The sequence below is a fragment of the Catonella massiliensis genome (genome assembly GCF_016651435.1).
Lineage (GTDB): Bacteria > Bacillota > Clostridia > Lachnospirales > Lachnospiraceae > Catonella > Catonella massiliensis.
In genome coordinates this window covers 2349576-2374741 of sequence record NZ_JAEPRJ010000001.1, presented here as the reverse complement: position 1 = coordinate 2374741, position 25166 = coordinate 2349576, and the positions used below count along the sequence as shown (strand labels likewise).

Annotated in this window: 23 protein-coding genes; 21 read left to right on the top strand and 2 right to left on the bottom strand. The window is 39.3% G+C overall.

The genetic code is table 11. The features are described from left to right. Nucleotides 1–120: 120 nt before the first annotated feature. From JJN12_RS10615 to JJN12_RS10520, 20 genes are all read left to right on the top strand, one after another. Nucleotides 121–1998 (top strand): WG repeat-containing protein, encoded by a 1878-nt coding sequence (locus JJN12_RS10615; RefSeq protein ID WP_208429656.1) that lies wholly within the window; start codon nucleotides 121–123, stop codon nucleotides 1996–1998. Between the two features lie 21 nt (nucleotides 1999–2019). Beyond that, on the top strand, nucleotides 2020–3798 hold the full coding sequence (locus JJN12_RS10610) for an ABC transporter ATP-binding protein (RefSeq protein WP_208429655.1): 1779 nt from the start codon (nucleotides 2020–2022) through the stop codon (nucleotides 3796–3798). A gap of 33 nt (nucleotides 3799–3831) precedes the next feature. Beyond that, nucleotides 3832–4563: a Fic family protein gene (locus tag JJN12_RS10605; protein ID WP_236013767.1), complete on the top strand. Its 732-nt coding sequence runs from the start codon at nucleotides 3832–3834 to the stop codon at nucleotides 4561–4563. Nucleotides 4564–4637: 74 nt separating this feature from the next. Continuing rightward, the gene (locus JJN12_RS10600) at nucleotides 4638–5711 is read left to right on the top strand and encodes an AAA family ATPase (protein ID WP_208429653.1); all 1074 of its coding nucleotides are present in this window, start codon (nucleotides 4638–4640) and stop codon (nucleotides 5709–5711) included. Next, nucleotides 5698–6228 (top strand): hypothetical protein, encoded by a 531-nt coding sequence (locus JJN12_RS10595; RefSeq protein ID WP_208429652.1) that lies wholly within the window; start codon nucleotides 5698–5700, stop codon nucleotides 6226–6228. Before JJN12_RS10600 ends, JJN12_RS10595 begins: the two co-directional genes overlap by 14 nt. 88 nt (nucleotides 6229–6316) lie before the next feature. Then, nucleotides 6317–7159, top strand: coding sequence for an AraC family transcriptional regulator (locus tag JJN12_RS10590; RefSeq protein WP_208429651.1), 843 nt, complete (start codon nucleotides 6317–6319; stop codon nucleotides 7157–7159). 112 nt (nucleotides 7160–7271) lie between these two features. Then, nucleotides 7272–7556, top strand: coding sequence for a type II toxin-antitoxin system Phd/YefM family antitoxin (locus JJN12_RS10585; protein WP_208429650.1), 285 nt, complete (start codon nucleotides 7272–7274; stop codon nucleotides 7554–7556). Then, the gene (locus tag JJN12_RS10580) at nucleotides 7553–7864 is read left to right on the top strand and encodes a type II toxin-antitoxin system RelE/ParE family toxin (RefSeq protein WP_208429649.1); all 312 of its coding nucleotides are present in this window, start codon (nucleotides 7553–7555) and stop codon (nucleotides 7862–7864) included. Before JJN12_RS10585 ends, JJN12_RS10580 begins: the two co-directional genes overlap by 4 nt. A gap of 31 nt (nucleotides 7865–7895) precedes the next feature. After that, entirely contained in the window at nucleotides 7896–8615 is a 720-nt protein-coding gene (gene rsmG / locus JJN12_RS10575; protein WP_208429648.1) for a 16S rRNA (guanine(527)-N(7))-methyltransferase RsmG, read from the top strand. Nucleotides 8616–9136: 521 nt separating this feature from the next. Further along, the gene (locus JJN12_RS10570; protein WP_208429647.1) at nucleotides 9137–9637 is read left to right on the top strand and encodes an NUDIX hydrolase; all 501 of its coding nucleotides are present in this window, start codon (nucleotides 9137–9139) and stop codon (nucleotides 9635–9637) included. Between the two features lie 21 nt (nucleotides 9638–9658). Further along, entirely contained in the window at nucleotides 9659–10903 is a 1245-nt protein-coding gene (locus JJN12_RS10565) for a Y-family DNA polymerase (RefSeq protein WP_208429646.1), read from the top strand. Between the two features lie 2 nt (nucleotides 10904–10905). Further along, nucleotides 10906–11688 (top strand): Maf family protein, encoded by a 783-nt coding sequence (locus JJN12_RS10560; RefSeq protein WP_208429645.1) that lies wholly within the window; start codon nucleotides 10906–10908, stop codon nucleotides 11686–11688. Continuing rightward, a complete protein-coding gene (gene greA, locus JJN12_RS10555; protein WP_208429644.1) occupies nucleotides 11658–12161 on the top strand; it encodes a transcription elongation factor GreA in 504 nt (167 codons plus the stop codon). Before JJN12_RS10560 ends, greA begins: the two co-directional genes overlap by 31 nt. 8 nt (nucleotides 12162–12169) lie before the next feature. Beyond that, a complete protein-coding gene (locus tag JJN12_RS10550) occupies nucleotides 12170–13966 on the top strand; it encodes a serine hydrolase domain-containing protein (protein ID WP_208429643.1) in 1797 nt (598 codons plus the stop codon). Beyond that, nucleotides 13966–15489, top strand: a complete 1524-nt coding sequence (locus tag JJN12_RS10545; RefSeq protein ID WP_208429642.1) for a 4Fe-4S dicluster domain-containing protein — start codon at nucleotides 13966–13968, stop codon at nucleotides 15487–15489. The genes JJN12_RS10550 and JJN12_RS10545 overlap by 1 nt, the downstream gene beginning before the upstream one ends. A 252-nt stretch (nucleotides 15490–15741) precedes the next feature. Next, nucleotides 15742–16470 (top strand): hypothetical protein, encoded by a 729-nt coding sequence (locus JJN12_RS10540; RefSeq protein WP_208429641.1) that lies wholly within the window; start codon nucleotides 15742–15744, stop codon nucleotides 16468–16470. Nucleotides 16471–16497: 27 nt separating this feature from the next. Beyond that, nucleotides 16498–17202: a hypothetical protein gene (locus tag JJN12_RS10535; RefSeq protein ID WP_208429640.1), complete on the top strand. Its 705-nt coding sequence runs from the start codon at nucleotides 16498–16500 to the stop codon at nucleotides 17200–17202. Next, nucleotides 17199–17633, top strand: coding sequence for an RrF2 family transcriptional regulator (locus JJN12_RS10530; protein WP_208429639.1), 435 nt, complete (start codon nucleotides 17199–17201; stop codon nucleotides 17631–17633). The genes JJN12_RS10535 and JJN12_RS10530 overlap by 4 nt, the downstream gene beginning before the upstream one ends. A gap of 147 nt (nucleotides 17634–17780) precedes the next feature. Beyond that, on the top strand, nucleotides 17781–18815 hold the full coding sequence (locus tag JJN12_RS10525) for a M42 family metallopeptidase (protein ID WP_208429638.1): 1035 nt from the start codon (nucleotides 17781–17783) through the stop codon (nucleotides 18813–18815). 1 nt (nucleotide 18816) lies between these two features. After that, nucleotides 18817–19656, top strand: coding sequence for an aldo/keto reductase (locus JJN12_RS10520; RefSeq protein WP_208429637.1), 840 nt, complete (start codon nucleotides 18817–18819; stop codon nucleotides 19654–19656). A 1-nt stretch (nucleotide 19657) separates the two neighbouring features. Here the strand turns inward: JJN12_RS10520 and JJN12_RS10515 are convergent, their stop codons facing one another. Both JJN12_RS10515 and JJN12_RS10510 read right to left on the bottom strand, forming a co-directional pair. Next, complete coding sequence (locus JJN12_RS10515; protein ID WP_208429636.1) at nucleotides 19658–20404, bottom strand: spermidine synthase; 747 nt, start codon at nucleotides 20402–20404, stop codon at nucleotides 19658–19660. After that, nucleotides 20397–21140, bottom strand: coding sequence for a DUF975 family protein (locus JJN12_RS10510; protein ID WP_208429635.1), 744 nt, complete (start codon nucleotides 21138–21140; stop codon nucleotides 20397–20399). Before JJN12_RS10510 ends, JJN12_RS10515 begins: the two co-directional genes overlap by 8 nt. A gap of 304 nt (nucleotides 21141–21444) precedes the next feature. Between JJN12_RS10510 and JJN12_RS10505 the strand changes: the two genes are divergently transcribed. Further along, nucleotides 21445–24972, top strand: a complete 3528-nt coding sequence (locus JJN12_RS10505) for a hypothetical protein (RefSeq protein ID WP_208429634.1) — start codon at nucleotides 21445–21447, stop codon at nucleotides 24970–24972. Nucleotides 24973–25166 lie beyond the last annotated feature (194 nt).

Below are 25166 nucleotides of genomic sequence, written 5' to 3'. Positions count from 1 at the left end.
AAAGCCTAATTTATTATAGTTGTTAAATGTATAAAGTCAATATAAAACTATATCATTTCTACGAAAAAAATGGTAAAATATAAGTACGCAAAAAAAATCTCTAATTTTAAGGAGGAACTTATGGGAAAATTGAAAAAACTTGTGGCAACAGCATGCTTTATTACTATGACAATAGGAGCAGTGGCTCCTGCAGAGGCTGCACTAAAAGAGAAAGATATAGTGTGGATAGGAAGCCGCGTGTATAATGCGGGAAACAGCTTTAAAGCATCCGAAATAGACATGGAAGGTATTTATTGGGAAACTGTGATTTATAGCTCACGAGATAATAGCAAGATGCAGCTATATTTCTGTAAGAACGGTAAAAGAACAGGTTTTGTATTTGAAGAGGTAGTGCCTCTTGCAGAAGGGAAGTTCTTCTTTGTGAGTGAAAATATGAATACATATGAGGGGTACATTTTAGATGATGAGGGTAATAAAGTTTGCACAAACTTAAAGGATGTTGCAGACCATATAGGTATTGACTCAAAAGGATATCATATCAGTAATAGTGGGGTAGAGCGAGACCGTTTTATTTGTGGAGAAACAAAGGATGGCCTTGTTATCCTTGACACTAAAAATAACTGTAAAGTATTAAAAACTCATAAAGGCTATGTTTTAGGTACTAACGATGAGATTTATAAAAAGAAAGTTAATAACACAAGATATATTCTTATCACAAATAAGAAGAAAACTAAGAGAGGTTTTATGTCACTTTCACAGAAATCAGGTGTTTCTATAATAATAGCAAACAATTTGAAACTGGAAGCAGACCTTCTTATAAATAATGAGGGAGAATATAGGATAGCAGTTCCTCAAAGATATGATTCTGAATTGAATTTATATAATACAAAAGGCAGGCTGATTTGGAGTGGTAAAAATAAAACTGTAAAAGGAGTGGGTGGAAATATCTTGGATACTCCGGGAGATCCATTTGCAGGGATACTTGACCCACCTAAAGGAGTTAACAAAAGGTATAAAGAGAATAAGATAATTTTCCTAGTACAAAGCAGAAACGACAAGTATGGTCTTGTGAGAGATGATGGCAAGCAGCTACTTAGCTATAAATATAATGAAATTAGAGAGGCTTACAAGGATAAGGCTATAGTTTTAGACAAAAAATATTTATTTTATATGGTGAATTACAAAGGGGGAAAGGCTGCTTCTAAGAAATATAATAAAATATACGGATTTTATGGTGGAATGTCTAAAGTGGATAATGATGATAAATATGGAGTTATTTCGGAGACTGGAAGAGAGCTTATAAAGCCTGAATACGATGAAATACTCAGACTTAAATCTGATGAAATGATATTAAAGAAAGGGCTTGACTATATTTATAGATATAAAAACGGAAAAGACAAGGTTTTTGCTAAACAATATGAAAATATTGAGAAACTTCCAAATACTCAATATCAAGGTAGGTCACTGTTTTTGGTGACCAATAATGGTAAATTCGGCATTATGTCGGCAGGTGGTAAGGAGCTACATAAGACTAAATATGATTATTTCAGAGTATTGGATAAGCAAAACGGTGTATTTTCTTTAATATGTAGAAAGAATGGCAAAACAGGAGGCTATTTGTCCGAAATAATTGTAGATAAAGAAGGTAAAAAAATTTTTGAGATAAACAACACCAAGTCTATAGAGAGGCTTGCTTCAGGAGAGTATATGGTAATGAAGGGTAAGTCAGATCATAAAGATAGTGGTATAGATGAGGTGATTATTTATAGTGCTGACTGGAAGAAAAAGTTAAGTATAAAGAATAGATGGGAAAGTATATTAGACTATGATGATGGACTCTTCATAGTAAGAAGTAAGGACGATTACTATGGAGTTGTAGATAGCACAGGTAAAATGGTATTACCAAACAAATATTCTTGGGTTGAATTTAATTTGAATTTAATAACGGTTAAACAAAAGTATGATGGTATTGAGGAAATTGGATTTTTAGTAAGATAATTATAGCCAAAGGATGGACTTATGAAAACAGCCTACAAAGAACCGGATTATGAAAGCATATTTAGGGAAAATGAAGGTAAACCGTTAAAAACGCTGATAGCCATTTATCAGGGGAAGTATGTCAAGCTTTTCTGGTCGGTAGTCTTTTTCCTTATAAAAGACTCGCCGTCCTGGATATCTCCCCTTGTAATGGCTGCGATGATTGATATAATCACGAAGCCTGATGAGGATGCTGTTAAAAAGATTATCCTAAACTCAGTCTTTATCATACTTTTGACGGTACAAAATGTTCCTACAAGTTACATTCATGTGTATTTCTACGCCAAGACCATCAGGCAGGTGGAAAAGGAGTTAAGATGCGCTCTGGTTAGAAAGCTCCAGCAGTTGTCCATCTCTTACCATACCCAGATGGAGTCAGGCAGGCTTCAGTCAAAGGTTATGAGGGATGTAGAGCAGATAGAAAACTTGAGTTCGCAGATATTTATAACTGTGCTTTATATAGTTGTAAATATCGTGGCTGCCCTTGTCATCGTTATAACCAAGAGTAAAATCGTCTTTGGATTCTTCCTTGCTGCTGTGCCTGTGGCGGTTCTTCTTATGCTTTATTTCAGGGAGAAGGTAAAGAACTACAACACAGCATTTCGTAAAGAGATGGAAGAGACGACAGTTTCAGTGGTTGAAATGATGGAGATGATACCTGTAGCAAAGGCACATGCCCTTGAAAGAAGAGAACTTAACAAGATGGAGAAAAGGCTTGTAAAGGTAGCAGACAAGGGCTTTAGGCTTGATATGATACAGACTTACTTCGGTGCATGGAGCTGGGTAGTATTTCAGGTGTTTAGAGTGTTCTGCCTTATATTTACTGCCTTTATGGCACTTAACAAGAAAATAAGCATAGGTGATGTGGCTATGTACCAGTCTTACTTTGGTACTGTAGTTGGCTGTATAGCAGGTATAGTAGGTCTTGTGCCTGTTGTAACCAAGGGACTAGAGTCGGTGACTTCGATTTCTGATATTATGCTTAGCAACGACATTGAGGGCAGTGATAAAAATAAGCTTAAGCCTGAGATTAAGGGCTTTGTAGAATTTGACAATGTAGGCTTCAAGTATGATGACAGCGATGAGCCTCTCTTTAGCGGTCTTAGCTTTAAGGCAAGTCCCGGTGAAACCATAGCCATAGTAGGAGCTTCGGGAGCCGGTAAGACCACTATTCTAAACCTTGTAATCGGCTTTATGAGGGCGACAGAGGGCAGGGTGCTTATAGACGGCTGTGATATCAAGGAGATGAACCTACATCATTACCGTAAGAAGCTGGCTGTAGTACCTCAGAATTCCATACTTTTTAGTGGTACACTCAGGGAAAATATTACATATGGACTTGATGATGTATCCGAGGAAGAACTTCAAAAGGTAATAGACGCAGCAAACTTAAGAGAACTTGTAGACAGCCTGCCAGACGGTCTTGAAACAGTCCTAAAGGAGCATGGAGGTAATTTCTCGGGAGGACAGAAACAGAGAATCTCCATAGCAAGGGCATTTATAAGGAATCCGCGAGTGCTGATTTTAGATGAGGCTACCTCTGCACTTGATACAGTTTCCGAAAGACAGATACAGGAGGCTGTGGCAAAGCTATCAAAAGACAGGACTACATTTGTAGTAGCGCACAGACTTTCAACCATCCGAAATGCAGATAAAATAGCAGTTATGGAAAAGGGAGGCATGAAGGAATTTGGCAATTATGAGGAGCTTATGGAGCTTAGGGGAAGCTTTTATGAATTGATGGAGATGCAGCAGATGTAGGGAGTGAGAATAAGATAAATAATGGAGGAAATGTTGCAAAACAGGAATAAATTACTGCTTGATATCTTACAGGAAGAAAAATCTTCGGGCTATGCTGGTGGGATATATCACAAAACCCAGATAGAGCTTACATATAATTCTAACCATATTGAAGGCAGCAGTCTCACTCACGAGCAGACTAGGTATATATTCGAAACCAATACTATAGATGTAGAAAATGGCAGTATCAATGTAGATGATGTGATTGAAACAGCAAATCATTTCCGCATAGTCAGCCTTATAATCGACAATGCAAAGTCTACGCTCACACAAGAATTTATAAAGGAGTTACATTTACTTCTTAAAAATGGAACCAGTGATTCAAGAAGAGATTGGTTTGTGGTTGGAGACTATAAGAAGCTTCCCAATGAAGTGGGTGGAATGCACACTACCCCTCCTGAAGAGGTGTCTGGCAAGATGAAAGAGCTGTTAGATGAGTATAATGCAAAAGAAGAAAAAAGCTTAGATGATGTTTTGGACTTTCATGCAAAATTTGAAAAAATTCATCCATTTCAGGACGGAAACGGTCGTGTCGGTAGACTGATTATGTTCAAGGAATGCCTGAAATACAACATTGTACCATTTATTATAGAAGATGATTTGAAAATGTTTTATTACCGTGGTCTTGCAGAATGGGAAACAGAAAAAGGCTATCTAAGAGATACCTGCTTAACTGCACAGGATAGGTATAAGGCTTATTTGGATTATTTTAGGATTGGGTATTAGCACTTGTAAACTCTATAAATAAATGATAAACTACTATTAGTTACAAATAACAGAACTAATATGCGAGGTTGTTTATGATAATAATGAATTTAGAACTGGATAATATATATGGCTTCAAGGATTTTAAGATGAATTTTGCTTATCCAAAGAAGATAGTTGGAAGCACCATTCCTAATGAACATCTGCCGGAAAGACCAAATTTTAGATATAAAAAAGTTAATATTATAATGGGTAGTAATGCCTCAGGAAAAACCACTTTAGGGAAGGCAATTAGGGATATTTTTTATAGTATTGCACTAAAACAGTTTGATGGCTTAGTAAATGCTATAAGTGATAAAAATAAAGTTGGAAAATTCAGTGCAGATATTGTTTTAGTCGAAAATGTTATGCACAGATTTATCGGAGAAATTTTTCCGGATAATAAGAAAGTTATTATACAGGTGCAGAAAGCATATATAGCAAAAAACGATTCATATGAAAAATGCTGTAAAAAATTAGAAGAAACAACTAAAGAAATAGGGAATGAAAGAATAACCAAGATAGGCTGGAATTTTGCCCTAAGTGAAGGCAGTGAATTCATTTTAATTAATAATACGGATGATGGATTAAAGCTGGCAGTACTTGAAAAAGTTTTGCAGGCACTTGATACCGATATAATCTCTGTAAAAAAATTAGATGTTAAAGACAGTTATGTAATAAAAAAAGAAAATCAGGAGATAATTATACAGGAAGGTGAGGTAATTAAGGAAAGTAAGTTATCAAGTGGAACCGTTGCTGGAATTAGGATTGCAGATTTGATAAGTTCAATTATTTTAAGAGAAAATGGTTTCTACTACTGTGACGAAAAATTCTCTTATGTGCATTCTGATTTGGAGCAGGCATTTTTAAGTGTGATGATTAATAAGCTTGGAGGCGGAGAGCAGCTATTTTTCACCTCGCACAATATGGACTTATTGGACATGAATCTTCCAAGACATAGTTTTTCTTTTTTAAGAAAACGAGAAAAAATAGAAGTAGTATATCCAAGTGAGTATATAAAGAAAAATGATATATCTCTTAGAAATGCAATGGAAAATGATGTATTTGATGTAGTTCCAAGCAGAGATAAAATATATGAACTGGAGGACTTAGAAGTTGAAAATAAATAAAAATCCGGTTCAGTACTATGTTGAAGGTGAGACTGAAAAAGTATTTATAGAACAAATAAAAAATAAATATGTGTTATCGGGAAAGATTGATGTATTAAATATTTTGCAGAATGAAATCAAAAACAGTAGGCTTATGAACATTAAACCAGACACAACAATAGTATTGATATTTGATACTGACGTTGAAGAAGAAGGTTTACTAAAGAAACTTGAGAATAATATTAAGATTTTGAGAGGTTCAAAGCGTGTTAAAGAAATAATTATTATTCCGCAGGTATTAAACTTTGAAGATGAGCTTGTTTATGCTACAAATATCAAATCTATAGAGAAATTTATTCCAAAATGTACTAAGAAAGAATTTAAGGGTAAGTTTATCAAACTTGGTTCCGGTATGGTTGCTATGCTGGAAAAGCAAGATTTTAATGCAGATAAACTTTGGTCACGGAGTGTAAATAATGGCAACATATTTTATATCATAAATAAAGATGAAATAATGTCAGCTAAAATAAAAATATAGTATTACCATCCTTGCAAATTTGTACCCAATTTCTAGGGTAAATTATCTTCCAAAACGCTAAAATGATAAGCGAAAGGAGGGAATTAAAGTGAATATCATAAAATTGTTTAATGATACTGTGAATTATATAGAAACAGTACTTGATGGTGAGATTGACGAGAAGAAGATTTCAAGCTTATCCGGTTACTCTTATCCGATGTTTAGCAGACTTTTCTCTATGCTTACAGAAACTACACTTTCTGAATACATAAGAAGTAGAAGGCTTACTGAGGCAGCGATAGACTTGCGGGACACAGACGAAAAAATAATTGATATAGCAATGAAATACGGCTACGAATCGCCTGACGCTTTTGGTGTTGCTTTCAAAAAATTCCATGGCTTTACTCCCTCTGAAGTAAAAGAAGGGAAGCCGTTTAAGCTGGTTTCCAGAATCAGGCTCGCACTTAGCGTAAAAGGAGGAAGAAGCATGGATATTAAGATTGAAAAGAAACAGGCATTTAAGGTGGCAGGGTATAATGAGCAGGATATAAACTCATCACTATGCCCGAACGTATGGGATAAGCTATATGAAAAGTACAGCCACGAAGAACTGGCAGGACTCGGTAAAGGAGAAAGAGTAGGAATTTGTCATGATGTTGAAAGTCCTGACAGGATAAACTATATGGCAGGATATATTACTACAGACGTAGAAAAGGCTAAAGATATGGGACTGGAAGTTTTAGAAGTTGACGAGGCAGAGTATGCAGTAGTTAAATTAACCGGAAAGGTACCGGAGTGCATACATGCCGGTTGGAAATACCTGATGGAGGTATTCTTCCCGGAACATGGTTATATCCATTCAGGAAAGCCTGATTTCGAGTATTATTTCAAAGGCGATATGCACAGCTCTGATTATAAAATGGAGCTTTGGGTACCTGTAGTGAAGGCTTAATATTGAGATTGTTCATGCTACATGGCAAATATAGATGACGCCAGTTAAGGTCAATTGATTTTATAGACATATTAAGATATAATATGTCTATATTTTTTTTTGAGGCAAGCCTATGTTTATCAAACAGGAAACAATCAGACCGTCAGTAGATCTGCGTAATCATTATAATGAAATATCCAGACAATGCAGGGAAGAGAAGGAAGCAGTTATAATTACCGTAAATGGACGGGGAGATACGGTTTCCATCGGATATGAGGAATATAAAAGAATGAAAGCCCGAATTGAGCTTTTAGAAATACTTGCAGAAGCTGATGAAGATGTTAAATATGAGAGAGTTGCTCCTATTAAGGATACTTTTGATGATTTGAGAGATATTCTTAAGGAGGAGAGGATTTGAAATATGGGATTATAAGAACTGATACAGCCGATGCTCTGATAAGGGAAAATATACTTTATATTGCTGAAAATTTTGGAAATAGCGTGGCTTTGAAGAAATTAAGTGAACTTGAAGAGGCTATATTATCTTTAGGGGACAATCCTTATATCGGAACTACACCAAAATACAATGTACTTAAAAGACAGGGCTATATGGTATTAATTCTTGAAAAAAATCTTGTCTTTTATAAAATAAAGGAAAAGATAGTTACTGTATATGCGGTGCTTGGGCAGATACAAAATTATTTGGATATCATACGGGGGCTATAGGTATGATTATATTCACGAAAGAGGATGACTGATGGAAGATAAATCACTTATTATAAAAAAACTGGAAAATGAAGAAATTACAATAACTTCAGAGCAATGTGACAAACTCTATAGATTCTACGAGATGGTAATAGAAAAAAACAAGGTAATGAACCTTACCGCTATCACAGACTACGAAGAATTTGTCATCAAGCACTTTGTAGACAGCCTTATGATAGCAAAGGTAATGGATATGACTACACCTATGACTGTGCTGGATATCGGTACAGGCGCAGGCTTTCCGGGAGTTCCTATCAAGATAGTATTCCCTGAAACTAAGGTGCTGCTCCTTGATTCCCTCAATAAAAGATTGAACTTCTTAAATGAGGTAATCGAGGAACTTGAGCTTAAAGACATAGTTACCATACACTCCAGAGCGGAGGAGCTGCAGACCAAGGGAGAATACAGAGAGAGCTTTGACCTATGCATATCAAGGGCTGTATCTGCTCTCCCAACCCTTAGCGAATATTGCCTCCCTTATGTTAAACCAGGCGGGAAATTCGTGGCTTATAAGGCAGTTGGAGCCGATGAAGAGATCGAGGCATCAAAGACAGCTATTAGGGTGCTTGGCGGAGAAATAAAGGATAAGGCACAGTTTACCATAAAGGATACTGACTATACCAGGGTGCTGATTTCTATAGAAAAAGTAAAAAATACTCCTAAAAAATATCCTCGTGCGGGTGGAAAACCAAGCAAAAATCCGCTATGCTAGAATGAGAAGGCAATGAGCTTACTTTTGATTTGACTTAGTGATGCCTTCACTGATGTTATGTTCGTTTGACTAAGTGACGCCTTCACTAATAAATGTCCAGACTCGCTCCGGTTTTTCTGTGAGAGGCGGTTTAAGAATAGCTCCTTTGACGAAAAACCTAATGCGCTCGCTTTTTGGCAGTGACTCGTACTTTGCAAGGTGCGAAGCAACGAAGCAAAGTGCGTTAGTCCTGCCTATATAATAGCTGTCCGCAACCTACGAGTGCGAAGCACGAAGTCAGAGCGGCAACAGCGAACTATGCGGCATTATTAGTTTAGGCTTAACTAGTAGAACAAAAGTAAGCACATTGGGAGAAGAAGGCGTAAGTAAGACAGACTTTCAGTTCACAGCCCGGAATGATAGAATTCTAAGCGAGCGTGTTAGGCGAAGCGAAGCGGATGCCGGAGCGAGTCTGAAATTCTATCATTCCGGGCGTCACACAGTATGAAATAGTATTATTATTCAGAAGTTTTGGAGGAATCATGGAAATTTGGGACGGTTATAATAGAGACGAAACCCTTGCAGGTGTTGACCTGGTTAGGGGAGAAAAGATACCTGATGGGCTTTATCATCTTGTATGCGAAGTACTGGTTCAGCATGAAGATGGCGACTTTCTACTTATGAAGCGAGACCTAAACAAGCCTACCAATCCCGGCAAATACGAAGCCACAGCAGGAGGAAGTGCACTAAAAGGCGAGGACAAGCTTACCTGTATAAAGAGGGAACTAAAAGAAGAGACCGGAATAGAAGCAGAAGACTTTGAACACATTGGCAGGACTATACACGGGAAATGCATATTTGAAGACTTTTATACAAGGACTGACTGCGCGAAGGACTGCGTAACCTTGCAGGAAAACGAGACCATTGGCTATAAATGGATAAGCGAAGCAGAATTTGCAGACTTTGTTAACTCAGATGACATCATAAGGAGTCAGAGAGAAAGATATAGAACATTCCTAGGCAAGAGAGGATATCTGAAGTAGATTCACTTTGGAGGTGAAGAAATGGACAAGCTGATATTCCATGTGGATGTAAACTCAGCCTTTCTTTCGTGGACAGCAGTTAAGATGCTTAAAGAAGAGCCGGGAAGCATTGACCTTAGAACCATACCCTCTGCCATAGGAGGGGATGTGTCAAAAAGACATGGAGTTATCACAGCCTGTTCGATTCCTGCCAAGAAGCAGGGAGTAAGGACAGGTGAACCTGTCATGAGGTCCCTTGAAAAATGCCCGAGTCTAAGACTTTTCCCTTCTGACTTTAAGACCTATAGAGAATACTCGGCGAAGTTTATAGATATACTTAAGAAATATGCCTTAGCAGTAGAACAGGTGTCTATTGATGAGGCATATCTTGATATGACAGGGACAGATGAACCTATAACTAAGGCAGAGAAAATCAAGGAAGAAATCTATGAAAGCCTTGGATTTACTGTTAATATCGGTATATCTACTATCAAGCTCCTTGCCAAGATGGCAAGTGATTTTGAAAAGCCTTACAAGGTACATACTCTTTTTCCGGAGGAAATAAAGGAGAAAATGTGGACTCTTCCCATAGAAAAGCTACATGGCTGTGGCTATAAGACTTCTGAAAAACTTAAGAATATAGGAGTTAAGACAATAGGAGATGCAGCTAAGCTCGATAAAGCCCTGCTTTGCTCTCTGCTAGGTGAAAAGTCAGGAGAATATATCTATGAGAGTGCTAACGGCAGGGGAAGCGATGTGGTATCGGGGGAGAGGGAGGCTGCTAAGAGCTATTCAAACGAGACCACCCTGCCCACAGACATCAGGGTGTCTACCTACGATAAAGAAATGCCCCCTGTCATACACTGGCTTTCAGAAAGTGTGGGGAAAAGGCTTACAAAAGATGAGGCAGCAGGCTATACTATAAGCGTTATTGCCAAAACAAGCAGCTTTAAGAGGAGGTCAAAGCAGACTACTCTGGTAGAACCAACCAATGATATCAAGGATATAGAAAGCATTTCCCTTATACTTATGAGAGAGCTTTGCTTTGGAGAGAGAGGCTTATTTAACGAAAATGATGGCATTAGGCTGGTTGGAGTAGGTGTATCGAATCTGGCTGAAAATGAATGCAAGCAGCTTGATATATTTTCCTATATGAAGGAGAAAAGTGCGCAGGATGAGATTAGACTAAATGAGTCAAAGAAAAAAGAAAAAACCGATAAGTTAGATACCATGCTTAAAAAAATAAATGAAAAATACGGCGAAGGTAAGATAAAAAAAGGAGGATGATTATGACAAAATACATATTGGCTTCGGCTTCACCACGCAGGGTTGAGATACTTGGAAAGCTTGGCTTTGAATTTACGACTGAGGTAAGTGAGGCTGAGGAGAAGTTAAAAAATGACTTTAATAAGCTTCACCCAAAGGAAAAGGTGGAGGAGCTTTCATTTATAAAGGCTGCTGATGTGGCTGAAAGCCTTATTCTAACTAAAGAAACAGAAGAAGGAGACGCCTACATAGTTATCGGCGCAGATACAGTTGTGTCTGTAGACGGCGAAATTCTTGAAAAGCCTAGAGATAAGGCTGATGCAGGCCGTATGATAGAGCTTATTCAGGGCAGAAGCCATGAGGTATACACAGGAGTTACCCTCATCTATATCCCTAAGGAAGTCCTTGAAAATAGGGGGGTAAAAGAGGGAAACAAATACCTTGAATTATTTAAAATTCTTGAAAATCAGATGAAAGAAGCCGATAATGATAATAATGAAGAGGCAACAGAGTTTGGCAACATAATTAAAACCATGCTAAGTGAAAATAAGCTGATTGTACGCACCTTCTCAGAAAAAACCGAAGTAAGCGTATATCCTATGAATGAGGCGGAGGTAGAGGGGTATATATCCACCTTAGAGCCATACGATAAGGCTGGCGGCTACGCTATTCAGGGAAGATTTCAAGCTTATATAGAAAAGATAAACGGAGATTATTCTACAGTGGTAGGCTTACCGGCAGGAAGGCTTTATCACGAAATCAAGGAGGTCTACAAATGTACGACAAGCTTACAAAAAACGATATAAGAAGGCTTGAAGAAGAGATTGAGCATAGAAAGCTGGTGGTAAGAAAGCAAGCAATAGCGGAGGTCAAAGAAGCAAGGGCACATGGCGACCTTTCAGAGAATTTTGAGTATTATGCAGCAAAAAGATTCAAAAATCAAAATGAAAGCAGGATACGCTACCTCGAGAAGATGGTTAAGACTGCAAGGATAATAGAGGATGATTCAAAAGAAGACGAGGTAGGACTTGATAATACTGTAACTGTATATTTTGTGGAAGATGATGAAGAAGAAATATATAAGCTTGTAACTTCAGTAAGAGGAGACTCAGTTAGCAATCTCATAACCATAGAATCCCCTCTGGGCAAGGCTTTGATGGGACACAAGGTGGGAGATACAGTCAGTGTAAAGGTAAATGAACAGGTAAGCTATGATGTAATCATAAGAAATATAGAAAATACCAGGGATGAGGGAAAAGAAGGTATCAGAGAGTTTTAGGAGGTAATATGGCCAATTTTGAAAAAGCTCTAGCCGCTATAATGTTTGATATACTTACAGGCAAGACAGGACATATAGGGAAGGCTACATTTAAGCCTGAAAAACCACGGTTTGACTGGGATAAGGCAGATGCCAAGCCACTGGAAAGAAGCACTCCTGAAGCAGAGGGGGTACCTACATCTTTTCTTTACAACCTCTTATTCGAACTTGGCTCTGCAAAGAGTGAACTTCATCATTTTCTGGTACTTAGACATGGTAAAGTCATCTGTGAGTCTTCTTTTTCGCCGTACAGAAGGGGAGAATGGCATACCACTTATTCTATGAGCAAGACATTTACAGGAATGGCTATTGGTCTGCTCTATGATGACGGGAAGCTAAAGCTTAATGACAAGGTTGTAGACTTCTTTGGCGACCTCACAAACCTATGGCAGATGGTGAAGTTTAGAGATATGACAGCCACGAACCTCCTCACTATGACCACCGGTGTTAACTTCAATGAGGGTGGCTCCATGGTTGGAGATGAGTGGATTAAGGGCTTTCTTTCAGCGTCCTTAAAGGAAAATGCAGGAAAGGTATTTGACTATAACAGTATGAATACTTACATGCTTTCGGCCATTGTATCAAAGCTTGCAGGAAAGCCTATGTATGAGTTCTTACAGGAGAGGATATTTAACAAGCTTGGAATCAACCAATGCTTTTGGGAGACCAGTCCTGAGGGCGTTACCAAGGGTGGCTGGGGTATGTTTATACGGCCTGAAGATGCAGCAAAGCTCGGACTTTTATACCTTAACAAGGGTAAATGGGAGGGCGAACAGCTTATTTCCGAGGAATATGTAACCATGGCTACCTCAAAACAGATAGAAAACGAACATTTTGGCTACGGCTACCAGCTTTGGATGGGCTGTAGGGCTGAGAGTTACCTCTTTGATGGTATGATGGGGCAGGATGTGAGAGTTTACCCTGACCTTGATATGATAATAGTGAATTTTGCAGGAGATCCTGTGGTTTTCCATAGTGGGGAGGTAGATGCTATCATTGAAAAATACATGGAAAATCCTGAAATTTCAGATAAAGCCCTCCCTCCTAATCCTATGGGGAATGTAAATCTTAGTAAACTTATATCAGAGCTTGAAAGCGGAGCATTTGGCACGAAGCCTGTTATGGCTGGAGGCTGGGAAAGAAAGGGAAACCTTCGAGCTCAGATATCAAGCCGCAACAAGCCTCATCCGCTTAAACATGATTTCTTTATGTGGCTTAACGGACGAAGCTACGAGCTTGAAGACAAGTGCCAGGGAGTATTTCCTCTCCTTTTACAGCTTACCCACAATAACTTTACCGAGGGTATAAGTGAAATTGGATTCTCCTATGAAAATCATACGCTTTTTATTAAGCTAAAAGAAGGGGATGAAGTCCACAAAATAAAGGTGGGCTTTCATAAGCCTGCGTATTCAACCATTAATCTAAATGGTGAGCCTTACAATGTAGCACTTAAGGGCGAATATACGGAAAATGAAGAGCACGAAAATGTTCTGAAATTGATACTTTGCTTTACAGAAGAGGCTGCAAGTAGGATAATGAAGATACATTTTAAGGCTAATGAGATTCTTCTTGAACTAGATGAAACACCGGGTAAGGAGTTCATTAGCATAGGTCTTAAGCTGTCCATGAGCCAAATAATGAACTCACACTTTATAGTGAAAAGGGCCTTGGGAAGTGGAGCAGATACTATTGTAAATGAAGCGGTAATGAGGAAAATAAGTCCGTCTACAAGGGGCAGGCTTATAGAAAATGCGGAGGAAAACTAATGAGAGGCATTGAAACAAGAATCAAGGAAATCAGACACCGTATATTTACTGAGGTTGCCAGGATGGCATACCACACAGAATGGCCAACTGACCAGAGAATCGAGGAATTGCCTTATAAGATAATTCCCGGTGAAGTAGGAAGCTTTCGTAGTGACGTATTCCTTGAGAGGGCTATAGTTGGTGAGAGACTTAGACTTGCTATGGGACTTCCCTGTAGAGATGCGAGTGAACACGCTAAGATATCCGACAATGTGGAGGCGGCTGACAGGCCAGAGACCTACTATACTCCCCCACTTGTCAATGTGATTAAGTTTGCCTGCAACGGCTGTACCGAGAAGAGGGTGTTCGTAACTGACGGCTGTCAGGGCTGTCTTGCCCACCCTTGCGTGGAAGTCTGTCCAAAGACCTGCGTTTCTCTTGACAGGACAAACGGCAGGTCGAAGATAGATCAGGATGTGTGTATCAAATGTGGTAAATGTGCGGATATCTGCCCTTATCACGCCATCATCAAGCAGGAAAGGCCTTGTGCGGCGGCCTGCGGTATGGACGCCATACATTCAGATGTACACGGGAAAGCAGACATAGACTATGAGAGATGTGTATCCTGCGGTCAGTGTCTTGTAAACTGTCCGTTTGGAGCAATTGCAGACAAATCTCAGATATTCCAGGTAATACGAGCAATCCAGTCGGGTGAGCATATCTATGCGGCCTTTGCCCCTGCCTTTGTAGGCCAGTTTGGCGCGAAGGTGACTCCGGGTAAGATACGTATGGCTATGAAGATGCTTGGTTTTACTGACGTTTTCGAGGTGGCTGTAGGTGCTGACCTCTGTGCTACCCAAGAAGCAAACGACTTCCTTGAAGAGGTGCCTGACAAGCTGCCATTTATGGGTACTTCCTGTTGTCCTGCGTGGGCATCTATGGCAAAGAAGCTCTTCCCTGAGATGAAGGACTGCATATCAATGGCGCTTACTCCTATGACTCTTACAGCAAGGCTTATAAAGCACTACAATCCAAAGGGTAAGGTTGTATTCATAGGACCTTGCTCAGCTAAGAAGCTTGAGGCTATGTGGGATGAGGTGCGCTCAGAGGTGGACTTTGTACTTACCTTTGAAGAGATGGCCGGGATATTTGCCTCAAAGCATATAGATATTGAGAATATTGAAGAAGATCCCGATGGTGTGAACGATGCTTCGACTGATGGCCGTAACTTTGCGGTTTCAGGCGGTGTTGCTACCTCTGTAGTAAATGTAATAAAGAACCTCCATCCTGATATGGAGGTGAAGACCGACAACGCAGAGGGACTTAGAGACTGCCGTAAGATGCTTATGGCTGCAAAGGCAGGTAAGTACAACGGATATCTTCTTGAGGGAATGGGCTGCCCTGGAGGCTGTGTGGCAGGTCCCGGAACCATGCAGGCCATAGTGAAGTCCACTGCTTCAGTTAAGAACTATGCCTCTAAGGCGAGCCACACCTGTAGCAACACAACAGAGCACGTAAAGGAGCTTGATAAGCTTACCTACTAGATATATGCAAGTATTTAGCAAAGCTGTAGAAGCCCCTGTATTATACGGTGCCAAATGCTTTTGATACTCACATCGTATAATGGAGGCGTAAATCAACATATTTATTGCTTATGGAGACATATTAAATGTCCATTTCTAAAATTAGAGATGGACTTTTTACTTGTCAAAACCTTTTAAACATAGTATGATGTAGGTGTATAACCATTTTTATCAGGCATTTATGCGTGAATGACCTGAATATTGGAGGTAAACTTGGTAAAGAATAAGATATTTAAGTCGATAATTATATTGAGCCTAATCTTGCTTTCTACAAGTGTAGTCGCAGCTTGTGGGAAAAAGGCAGATAAAGCCACAAGCAGTGCCGCAGGTGAACAGGGCTCTGCAAGCTCCGGTGCAGTAAGTGTGGAAGTACCGCCTATGAGCAGCAACGGGATAATGTATGGAGTTATTATAGAGGCTTCAGAAAAATACATGACGCTGCAGAGCGATATGGGTACTACTGTGAGATTTGGAATAAATAAGGATGTAGATGTCACAGGACTTAAGGACGGAATCGCCGCAGGTGAAGCCGTAAAGGTAGAGTACAAGGGTGAGCTTAAGGGAGATTCTGCTAGGAAAGTAAAGGTAAACAAGGTATCTGACTCTGAGAAGCTTCCACAGCTAAGCAAAGAAGCCCTTATTGCGGCAGGCTCTATTATACTTGCAGTGCGAAACAAAGACCAGAGCAGCCTTGCGAGGCTGTGTGAATATCCTCTGGTATTTGATACCGGCACTGATAGAAGGATAGGAAGTGTTCAGGAATTTATCTCACTTAAAAAGAGTGATGTATTTACCAAGAGGCTTGTAAGCTCAGTATCAAAGACCAACCTCTTTGTTACCAATTCCTACAGTGACGGATTTTTATTGGGGCTTTCTGAGCCTAATCTGGTTGTCAGCAGTACCAAGGACGGATATCTGATAACAGGCTTTCATTATAAATAAAGATTGACAGCTAAGAGAGGTGATGTGATGGACTTCACTTTAAGGGAACTGGATAAGAAAGAGACTTTGTCTTTGTATAAAAGATATCTGACCAAGTTTTTTGACGAGAAATTTGACGGCTTTCTTATATCAGAATCTGCCATAAGGTGGCTTATAGCAAGGAAGATATGTAGCTGTTATGGCCTTTTTGATGATGAAAAGCATCTCTTTTGCTTTGGGCTTTTTATTAATGATATAGAGCAAAGGGTAATGCTCCTTGATTATTTTGTGGTCTTAAAGAAATACAGAGGCTACAATTATTCTGAGATATTCTTCGATATGTTAAAAGAAGTTCTCATCCCTAAGGAAGAAGAGGGGGAGGAAAAAGAGAAGGAAGAAAACAAGGAAGAAAACAAGGAAGAAAATAAGGAAGAAAACAAGACAAGTGATAATAAGCTCCCGCTAGGCATATTTATAGAGCTGGAGGGAGTGGGTAAGACTGATGAGAAAGCTATTAAAAAGAGAGAAATAGAGCTTGATTTCTACAGAAAGATAGGAGCTTACATGACGGACATCCTGCCTGTGCTTTCTGATGAAGAATATAATGTCCTTTTTTTGCCGGTAAATGCGAGACCGTCAAGGTCGGAGCTAAAAGCTGAATTTCTTGGGATTTATAGGGAAATTCTTCCGTCATTTAAGGATAAGAAAAAGTATATTACAAGATTAACTGAGGAAGTGGATGGATTAGTATGAAGATTTCTACAAAAGGAAGATATGCACTAAGACTGATGGTAGATTTGGCTGAACATAAGGACAGCGGATTTATTGCACTAAAGGATGTAGCAAAGAGACAAAACATTTCTAAGAAATACCTGGAGCAGATAGTACCGGTGCTAAACGGCGCAGGACTTCTTACTACCAATAGAGGAAACCGAGGTGGGTACAAGCTCGCTAAGGAGCCAAAGGAATACACAGTTGGAGATATATTAAGAATCACGGAGGGAAGCATTGCACCTGTCAGCTGTTTGGAGTCAGAGGTTAATTCTTGTGAGAGAAAGAACTTTTGCCAGACCTTATATGTGTGGGAAGGACTCTACAAGGTGGTAAATGAGTATCTTGACAGTATTACAGTTCAGGACATAGTTGATAAAATCGGGAATACAACATTGGATTACATAATATGATGACACCCTAAAATATTCGTAATTAGTCATTATAAAAATGAGTGAATTACGAATATTTTTTGGAGTTACTTGTAAGGATTAAGGTATTTGGAGCCAAATGATTTTAAACACAGGTATGTATTAATCAATGGAAAGAGGATGAATAGTATGAAAAAGATGAATGAGGATGAGTTTTTAAGGGAATTTCAGGACTTACTTGCTATCGACTCTACTACAGGACAGTTTAGAGAAGTACACGATTATATGGTAAAAAAGATAAAAGGTCTTGGCTATGAGTGCATAGAGACCAGAAAGGGAGGAGTTCTTGCCTGCCTTGGCGGCGAGGGGGAACCTCTTGTAATCACAGCTCACCTTGATGACATAGGACTTATGGTCAGACACATTAAAAAAGACGGAAGTCTTATGGTATGCCCTGTGGGAGGACTTCACGCTGAGTCTGCTCTTCACGAGAATATAAGACTACACACCAGAGATGGCAAGGTCATTACAGGAACTGTCCAAAGAGACAGGGCTTCAGTTCATGTAACTCCCGATAAATATTTTGAAATAGCTCCTAACTACGAGGAAAATGTAGTAGTTATCCTTGATGAAGATGTAAAAAGCGATAAGGATACAGAAGCTCTTGGTGTACAGGTCGGAGATATGATAGCCTTAGAGCCAAGGTATATGTATTCAAACGGCTATATCAAGGCCCGCTTCATAGATGACAAGGCTCAGGCTGCCATCCTCATTGAGATAATGAAGGCTCTTAAAAATGAAGGACTTAAGCTAAACCGTAAGGTATATATGTATTTTGCGGCCTATGAGGAAATAGGACATGGTACCTCTTGGCTTCCTGAGGATGTAGTAGACGTGCTGGGTGTGGACATAGCCTGCGTAGGGCCTGAGCAGACTACAGATGAGAGAAAGGTGAGCATTTTCTGTAAGGACAGCCGCTTTCCGTATCATTATGAGTTGAATAATGAGCTTATAGAGGCGGCGAAGAAGGAAGGGGCAGACTATGTACTGGATATCTTTACCCCACATTACGGCTCTGATGGAGATACCTCAATAGTGGCAGGACATGACATCCGCCACGCCTGTGTAGGTCCTGGTACAAGAGCAACCCACGGCTACGAGCGCTCTCACATAGATGGAATGAACAATACATTTGCGCTTATTCTTACCTACATTACGGAGTAATATGATACTTAGAAATGGAATAGATATACCTGATATAGGCTTTGGAACCTGGAATATCCCCTACGGAGAGGTTTGTGAGAGGGCGGTATTTGAGGCAATAAGGGCAGGCTACAGGCATATAGACACAGCAGGAGCCTATGGAAATGAAAGAAGTGTGGGACTTGGAGTAAAGGCTGCCATTCGTGAAGGATTTATAAAAGACAGGTCTGATGTTTTTATCACAAGCAAGCTATGGAATACGAACCGCAGTTATAACAAGGCTTTTAGGGGCTTTGATAAGTCTATGAGGAATCTTGATTTGGACTACATTGACCTCTATCTCATACACTGGCCTGCCAACAAAATGAAGTATAAGAATCCTGATGAGGTAAATGCCACGACCTGGGAGGCCCTTGAAGAACTTTACACAGAGGGCAGGGTAAGGGCGATAGGAGTGAGCAATTTTCTGCCTCACCACATAGAGGAGCTTAAAAAGAGCGCAAAAGTACTACCTATGGTGAATCAGATAGAGCTTCATGTGGGATATATGCAGGAAGATGTTGTAGAATACAATAATAACAACGGAATAGTCACAGAGGGCTACAGCCCCTTAGGTACAGGGGCTCTGCTTGATAATGAGTTACTATGGGAGATGGCAAAAAAGTATCAGACTTCTGCCTCTAACATCTGTATTTCATTTCTTAGGAAAAGGGGTATAATCCCGCTTCCCAAAACCACTTCACCCGATAGGATGAGCGGAAATCTTAGGCTTATCAGGATTGAAGATGAGGATATGGATATTCTTTATAATTTTCCATATATAGGCGGACACGCACATAACCCTGATGAGGTAGACTTTTAACTTAAATGGGACTGTCTGAAGCGAAAATCAGACAGTTCTGTTTTTCGTTTGCAGGGATGTCATTACGGCATTTGCAAAATCTTGTATACTTAAATATCTGCTTAAGGTTGGCTAGGATAGAAAATAGAGGATAGGCAGATTCACCGGCCATTGCGGTTATCATATTTGCCACGTAGATGCCACCGGGGTTTAGCCTTTCTTTTATAAGGCTTATTGCCTCATAGCTCATAAGTCCTTCTGCCGGGGAGTCCGAGATGTAGGCATCATTAAAGATGACATCATAGGACTTAAGCATGGTTGAAAGGAATTTCAAGCCGTCCATCACGTAGATTTTAAGTCTCTCATTTTCGTAGAGGTCGTATTCGTCATAGAGTTCATCCAGATAAAAGTACTTAAAGGCTACATTTACCATCACTTCGTCTATCTCAACCACATCCAGGGTCTTCTCAGGGAAGCGGCTTATGAAGTACTTGGGATAGGAAAAGCCGGCACCGCCAAGAAGGAGACAGTCTTTTAAGTTCTTGTTTATCTCAAATACATCATTGAAGCCAATAGCATATCTAAATACAAGGTCATTTCTGTGAGTCTTATCAATGTATGTGGCTGATTCCCTTGCGCCATTTACAAGAAGAAGGCGGATAGCTTCGCCGTCTTCAGTCTTTTCCACAACTTCAAGGTCATTATTTCCATAACAGCTTGCGGTATGTATTACCTTTCCATTATCAAATAAATGCCTGAAACTAACCATAATAACCACCGCCGTTTTTAAAGTAATTGTCACTAAACATACCTTGGTCATTGTAAAAATCACCGGCCTTAATAGCCAGATACAGCTCTGCGTCTGTAGCATTTACGTAAGGGTATACATAGAAGATACCTACTATGTTAAAGGTAAAGGCTGCAAGAAAAACCCAAGGCAAAAAGCTTATATCCAGTACAAAGGTATTTAACTTCTCACCGTTCATCATCTCCATAGATAGTCTTATCGCTTCATCGGCATCCATATCAGGATTCTCAGCCAGTATAAAAGGAACCATGCGATAAGAATAGGTTTTGATGAGACCCGGCACTAAAAATAGCAGTGCCCAAAGACAGATATACACATCCTTTAGGAACATGGTCTTTACTATGTTGATATAATTTGTCTTAAATGCATAAAACATAGTGCCAACCCCCGGCTTGCCATAGTGGTTCTCTATGAAGAATCTTTGCACACCAACTACGATAGGATTGTATACAAGCACCCTAAAGACTATTACTATCACAGTTATGACTATGATTAGTCCAAGAACAAAAGAAGCAAGGTATTTTATCCTTTCGGGTAAGCCGCTGTTATACACATTGGAGGCACTATTGCCTCTAGATGAGGAAGGATCAAAGAAATTGGCTAAAATCATATAAATAAGCGAAACAGCAACAGCATTTATATAGTTTTTCTTAAATGCCATTCTTGCATTGTACTTAAGCATCGCCCTTGTCCACATAGTCGCCCTCCTGAGTAATTTTCTTAATAGAATAATAATATAACAAAGATGATAAATGTTCAAGGAATTGTTAGCAATATTTCTAAATATTTCCCGATAAATATTAACTATGTATTCAATTTGAGAAGAAAATAAGAATTTGTTATATACCTATTTATTTGTAGTTAATGAGAAAAATTATCATTAATGATAATTTATTGAACTTTTTACTTTCTATTGGTATTATAGAACGGCTCGTTATAATGAAGTTAATTTTCATTATTATTTGTATCTGATAACCATCATTTAACCATCAGGAGGAAAGATGAGAAGACTAAGTAAAAACATAGCCGCAGCACTTGTTATGACTATGATATTAAGCATGTTGCCGGCTCAGTTTCAGCCTGTAGAGGCGAGTGCAGCACAGACAAAGAAGGTTACGGTTAAAAAGACTGAGATTACCGTAAGCACAAACAAAGCCATAAAGAATGCATTAAAGAAGAAGGGTATTAAGAGAATAGTCTTAAAGGCCACTTCTGCAAAGAGATTAAGCGTACCAAGGGGAAACTATAAGACTAAAACTCTGGTAATTAACCTAGCTGAAAAATCCAAGATTCATATAGCTAAGGGTGCTAAGTTTAAGAAGATTATTTTAATCGGAACCGTCAGAAATGCGGGGCTTATCATAGATGAAAGCGGCAATAAGCTTGAGCTTTCTTCTAAAGCTAATTTAACAATAAATGGTAAGGCTTCATACGCTGAGCTTACACTTAAGCCCGGTGCAGAGCTTGCAAAGATTACTTCAAAGATAGAGCTTATAGCCATCAACAAGACTAAAAAGACTGTAAAGCTTGCGATTGCAGGAAGTACTATTGCTGTAAAGGCGGGAGATACCTATGCATCTTCTAACCTCAATATCGAAGAGGATGAGACTGCTCAGGGCGCTGCCAATATAGGAAAAACCGAGGAAGGCTCAAAGACTGGCGAAAACGGCAATACAGCAGGAGGAGAGACTACTCCAAGCGGCATCTTCTTTGGCGGTAATGCTTATGTGGTAGGCGGCGATGTATCTAACGCAGGAAATACTTCAAATAATGGAAGCTCATCAAATACAGGAAACAAAGCAGAAGCAGTTAAACTTGTCAATGAGGCAAGGACTAAGATTATAGATGCAACAAGTTTTCAGAGATTTGTAGTGGTAAACTTTGAAAAAGGCTATACAAAGGACAACACTACTGTATATGTAGACGGAGTGGACATTACATCTGAGCTTACCCCTGTAGATAAAGAGGGTACTATTGTAAAATGGGAGGTATCAAACCTCAATCCTGCTGAAGTTAAGGTTGTAAGTAAGGCAGACAACAAGCTAAGCCAGACTGTTAAGCTAAATAGAGATGCAGATGCGGGCAAGGTTGTAGCTCCTGTACTTACTACTGAGGCTAAATCTCCTAAGTATATCATAGGTTATGGCAAGGTTGCAGTTTGGGACTACTACCTTAGCAATTATGATGACGAGGGAAAGCTGCGTTACAAGCCTAAGACAACTACATTTGACTTAAATCTGGCAGCTACAAGAAAGGTAACTGAGAAGCCTTACTATACAGTGCCTGCTGTTGAAGAGGGCAATGTAGAAGTGCAGTTTAATTATACTGATGAGGCTGATAAGATCTGGTTTGACAGAATACCAGCCACAGGAGCGCTTCAGCTGGTTTCAGACAATGAAAATCAGACAACTCTTAATAAAGAGCTTGTATATACCAAGTCATTTAAGGAGCATCATGGAAAGACTGTAGCGGTTCTTAGCGTATCTACCATCCAGTCTAACTTTAGAAACAGAGGCTATTACAGGATAAGGATTAAGTCTGCTGATAGTAAGGCTATTCTGGTTCGTGTTAAGGTTGAGGGCAAAGAAACACCTGAGTTCCTCTTAAAAGAGCCATCTGTACAGTCAGGCAAGAATCTTCATTTTGCAGTTAAAAATGTAGTGGTTGGCCTGGAAAATCCGGTTGAGAAGGTAGAGCTCATACTTCCAACAGGTGAAATAAAGACACTTAGATATATAAGCGATTATTTTATGTTTAATGACCTCTTTGTGCTTTATAACGATGTTACAAGGGGTAAGGAAGAAGATGGAAGTAAGGGTGTAAACAACATTCCTTATAACGGAAATTATACATTAAGAGTTCATTTTAACAGCTATAAAACCGTAGATAAGGTATTTAAGGTAACTGACGGAAAAGATACCGACAAAAAGAACGATGAGACTACCCCTGACAATAAAGTTGTAGCACTTGGAAGCAAGGTGGGCCTTCTTTCTGTTGAGGGAATGAAATTTGATGCAGTAGCAGGAGCTTCTAAGATAAGCACCGGCTCAGACGGCAGCCCTTCTAGTGGCGGTAACTCTGTATCTGCCAATATCATTTTCAACACGGACCTCGTTGCCAATGCTGAGATTTTTGAAAAGCTCGGTATAGACAATGCTTATGCAAAGGGCATAGTTGACAGGTTTGAAAAGGATATGACCAATTACATAGCTGTCTATGATGAAGAGGGCAAGGTGTTCTATAATTGGGAGTATTATAATGACGCAGTAAATACAGCAAGGACAAAGGGCAAGTATTTGACATTCTCAGAGTATGTTAAGACACCTAATGTGAAGACTACCGGCAGACTTACAAGAGTAAAGGAAGTGCTTGAAGACAACCTCCTTGGCGAACTTGTAATGGATGGAAGCTACCTTGGAAAGAGTATTGAAGGCTTTACCTATCCTTCAGGAAGTGCGATTAGAGTGGATGAAGAACTTGTAGTATACGCAGATAAGACATATCTTTCAAAGATTATAGCTATGTATGCAGGTGAGAATAAGAACTATCACTATGGAACTAAGAATCAGGCTTATGCATTAAAGGATGATGATTATAAGATAGATGGCGACAAGCTTATCATAAAGGGCTCTGCGTTTATTACCAACAAGTATTATCCAAATTATGGAAAGAATACTATAACAGTATATGCAGACGGATACCAGCCACAGACAATAGAGGCTACAGTATCTAAAGCACAGGTGAAGCCTGTAGAGCCAAAGCAGCCTGAGACTCCTAATAAGCCTGAGACTCCTGATAAGGGTGGTCAGACTGAGAGCGGATTAAAGAGCCTTGTAAGGACTGGTAAAAAGCTTCACATGAGTGGTGATGACGGAGAACTAACCATAGGCACAGGTTTTGGCATTGAAAATGCGGGTGAGTGGCTCAATAGTATTACGGCAATTACTGTAGACGGCGTTAAGTACAGTAATGTAGGTGATCTTGGTTTCTTTAAGAAGGTAAAGGACAATCAGTATGGCTTTGCATGGGGGATGTTAAAGATACGCAGACCTAACAATAGCAAAAAAGAAGTTGCCCTGGTTATTGAGTCAAGCATTTACAAGAGCTATACAATCACCTTTAATAACAGCTCTCCTTACTCAGCAGACATTATCAGTATGGAGGAGACAAAGAAGGTTCAAAATACAGAGCCTGCCTTCACTGAGGCTAGGTATAACACAGCTTACGGAGTGCATGAAATAATCATAAACCCTAAGCGTGAAGACCTTCTTAAGTCAACAGCAGTTAAGATGTTTGTAAAGGGCAGAGACGGTATGTATAAGGAAGTTGTGAATGATTCGATAAAAGTTAAGACAGGTATTGTTGAGATAACAGATTATAATAACAAATATTATCCTACTGCCTTAGGAAATCTTATTGTTGAGGGCGAAAATGAAGTAAAATTTGAGTTTGATGGTGTTAGTGAACCTGTAAATGTAGTGCTTATAAGAACAGGAAAATATTATTTCAGTCTTTCATTAAAGAAATAATGGGAAATTTCTAAGAAAATATTGAGATGATTTAAGCAATCAGGCTTCGGTTATAAAAGTAACCGGAGCCTGAATTTTTGTGTTAATCTATTGAAATGCTATCAATTTATGCGATATACTATCGATTAATAATGATTGTGGATTAATTATGCAAATATGATGTGAAGTTGCCATACAAATAACGAGAACGAATG

Coding starts and splice junctions, on each gene's coding strand:
- JJN12_RS10615 (WP_208429656.1), top strand. CDS start 121: ATGGGAAAATTGAAAAAACTTGTGGCAACAGCATGCTTTATTACTATG.
- JJN12_RS10610 (WP_208429655.1), top strand. CDS start 2,020: ATGAAAACAGCCTACAAAGAACCGGATTATGAAAGCATATTTAGGGAA.
- JJN12_RS10600 (WP_208429653.1), top strand. CDS start 4,638: ATGATAATAATGAATTTAGAACTGGATAATATATATGGCTTCAAGGAT.
- JJN12_RS10585 (WP_208429650.1), top strand. CDS start 7,272: ATGTTTATCAAACAGGAAACAATCAGACCGTCAGTAGATCTGCGTAAT.
- rsmG (WP_208429648.1), top strand. CDS start 7,896: ATGGAAGATAAATCACTTATTATAAAAAAACTGGAAAATGAAGAAATT.
- JJN12_RS10570 (WP_208429647.1), top strand. CDS start 9,137: ATGGAAATTTGGGACGGTTATAATAGAGACGAAACCCTTGCAGGTGTT.
- JJN12_RS10565 (WP_208429646.1), top strand. CDS start 9,659: ATGGACAAGCTGATATTCCATGTGGATGTAAACTCAGCCTTTCTTTCG.
- JJN12_RS10560 (WP_208429645.1), top strand. CDS start 10,906: ATGACAAAATACATATTGGCTTCGGCTTCACCACGCAGGGTTGAGATA.
- greA (WP_208429644.1), top strand. CDS start 11,658: ATGTACGACAAGCTTACAAAAAACGATATAAGAAGGCTTGAAGAAGAG.
- JJN12_RS10550 (WP_208429643.1), top strand. CDS start 12,170: ATGGCCAATTTTGAAAAAGCTCTAGCCGCTATAATGTTTGATATACTT.
- JJN12_RS10545 (WP_208429642.1), top strand. CDS start 13,966: ATGAGAGGCATTGAAACAAGAATCAAGGAAATCAGACACCGTATATTT.
- JJN12_RS10535 (WP_208429640.1), top strand. CDS start 16,498: ATGGACTTCACTTTAAGGGAACTGGATAAGAAAGAGACTTTGTCTTTG.
- JJN12_RS10530 (WP_208429639.1), top strand. CDS start 17,199: ATGAAGATTTCTACAAAAGGAAGATATGCACTAAGACTGATGGTAGAT.
- JJN12_RS10525 (WP_208429638.1), top strand. CDS start 17,781: ATGAAAAAGATGAATGAGGATGAGTTTTTAAGGGAATTTCAGGACTTA.
- JJN12_RS10520 (WP_208429637.1), top strand. CDS start 18,817: ATGATACTTAGAAATGGAATAGATATACCTGATATAGGCTTTGGAACC.
- JJN12_RS10515 (WP_208429636.1), bottom strand. CDS start 20,404: ATGGTTAGTTTCAGGCATTTATTTGATAATGGAAAGGTAATACATACC.
- JJN12_RS10510 (WP_208429635.1), bottom strand. CDS start 21,140: ATGTGGACAAGGGCGATGCTTAAGTACAATGCAAGAATGGCATTTAAG.
- JJN12_RS10505 (WP_208429634.1), top strand. CDS start 21,445: ATGAGAAGACTAAGTAAAAACATAGCCGCAGCACTTGTTATGACTATG.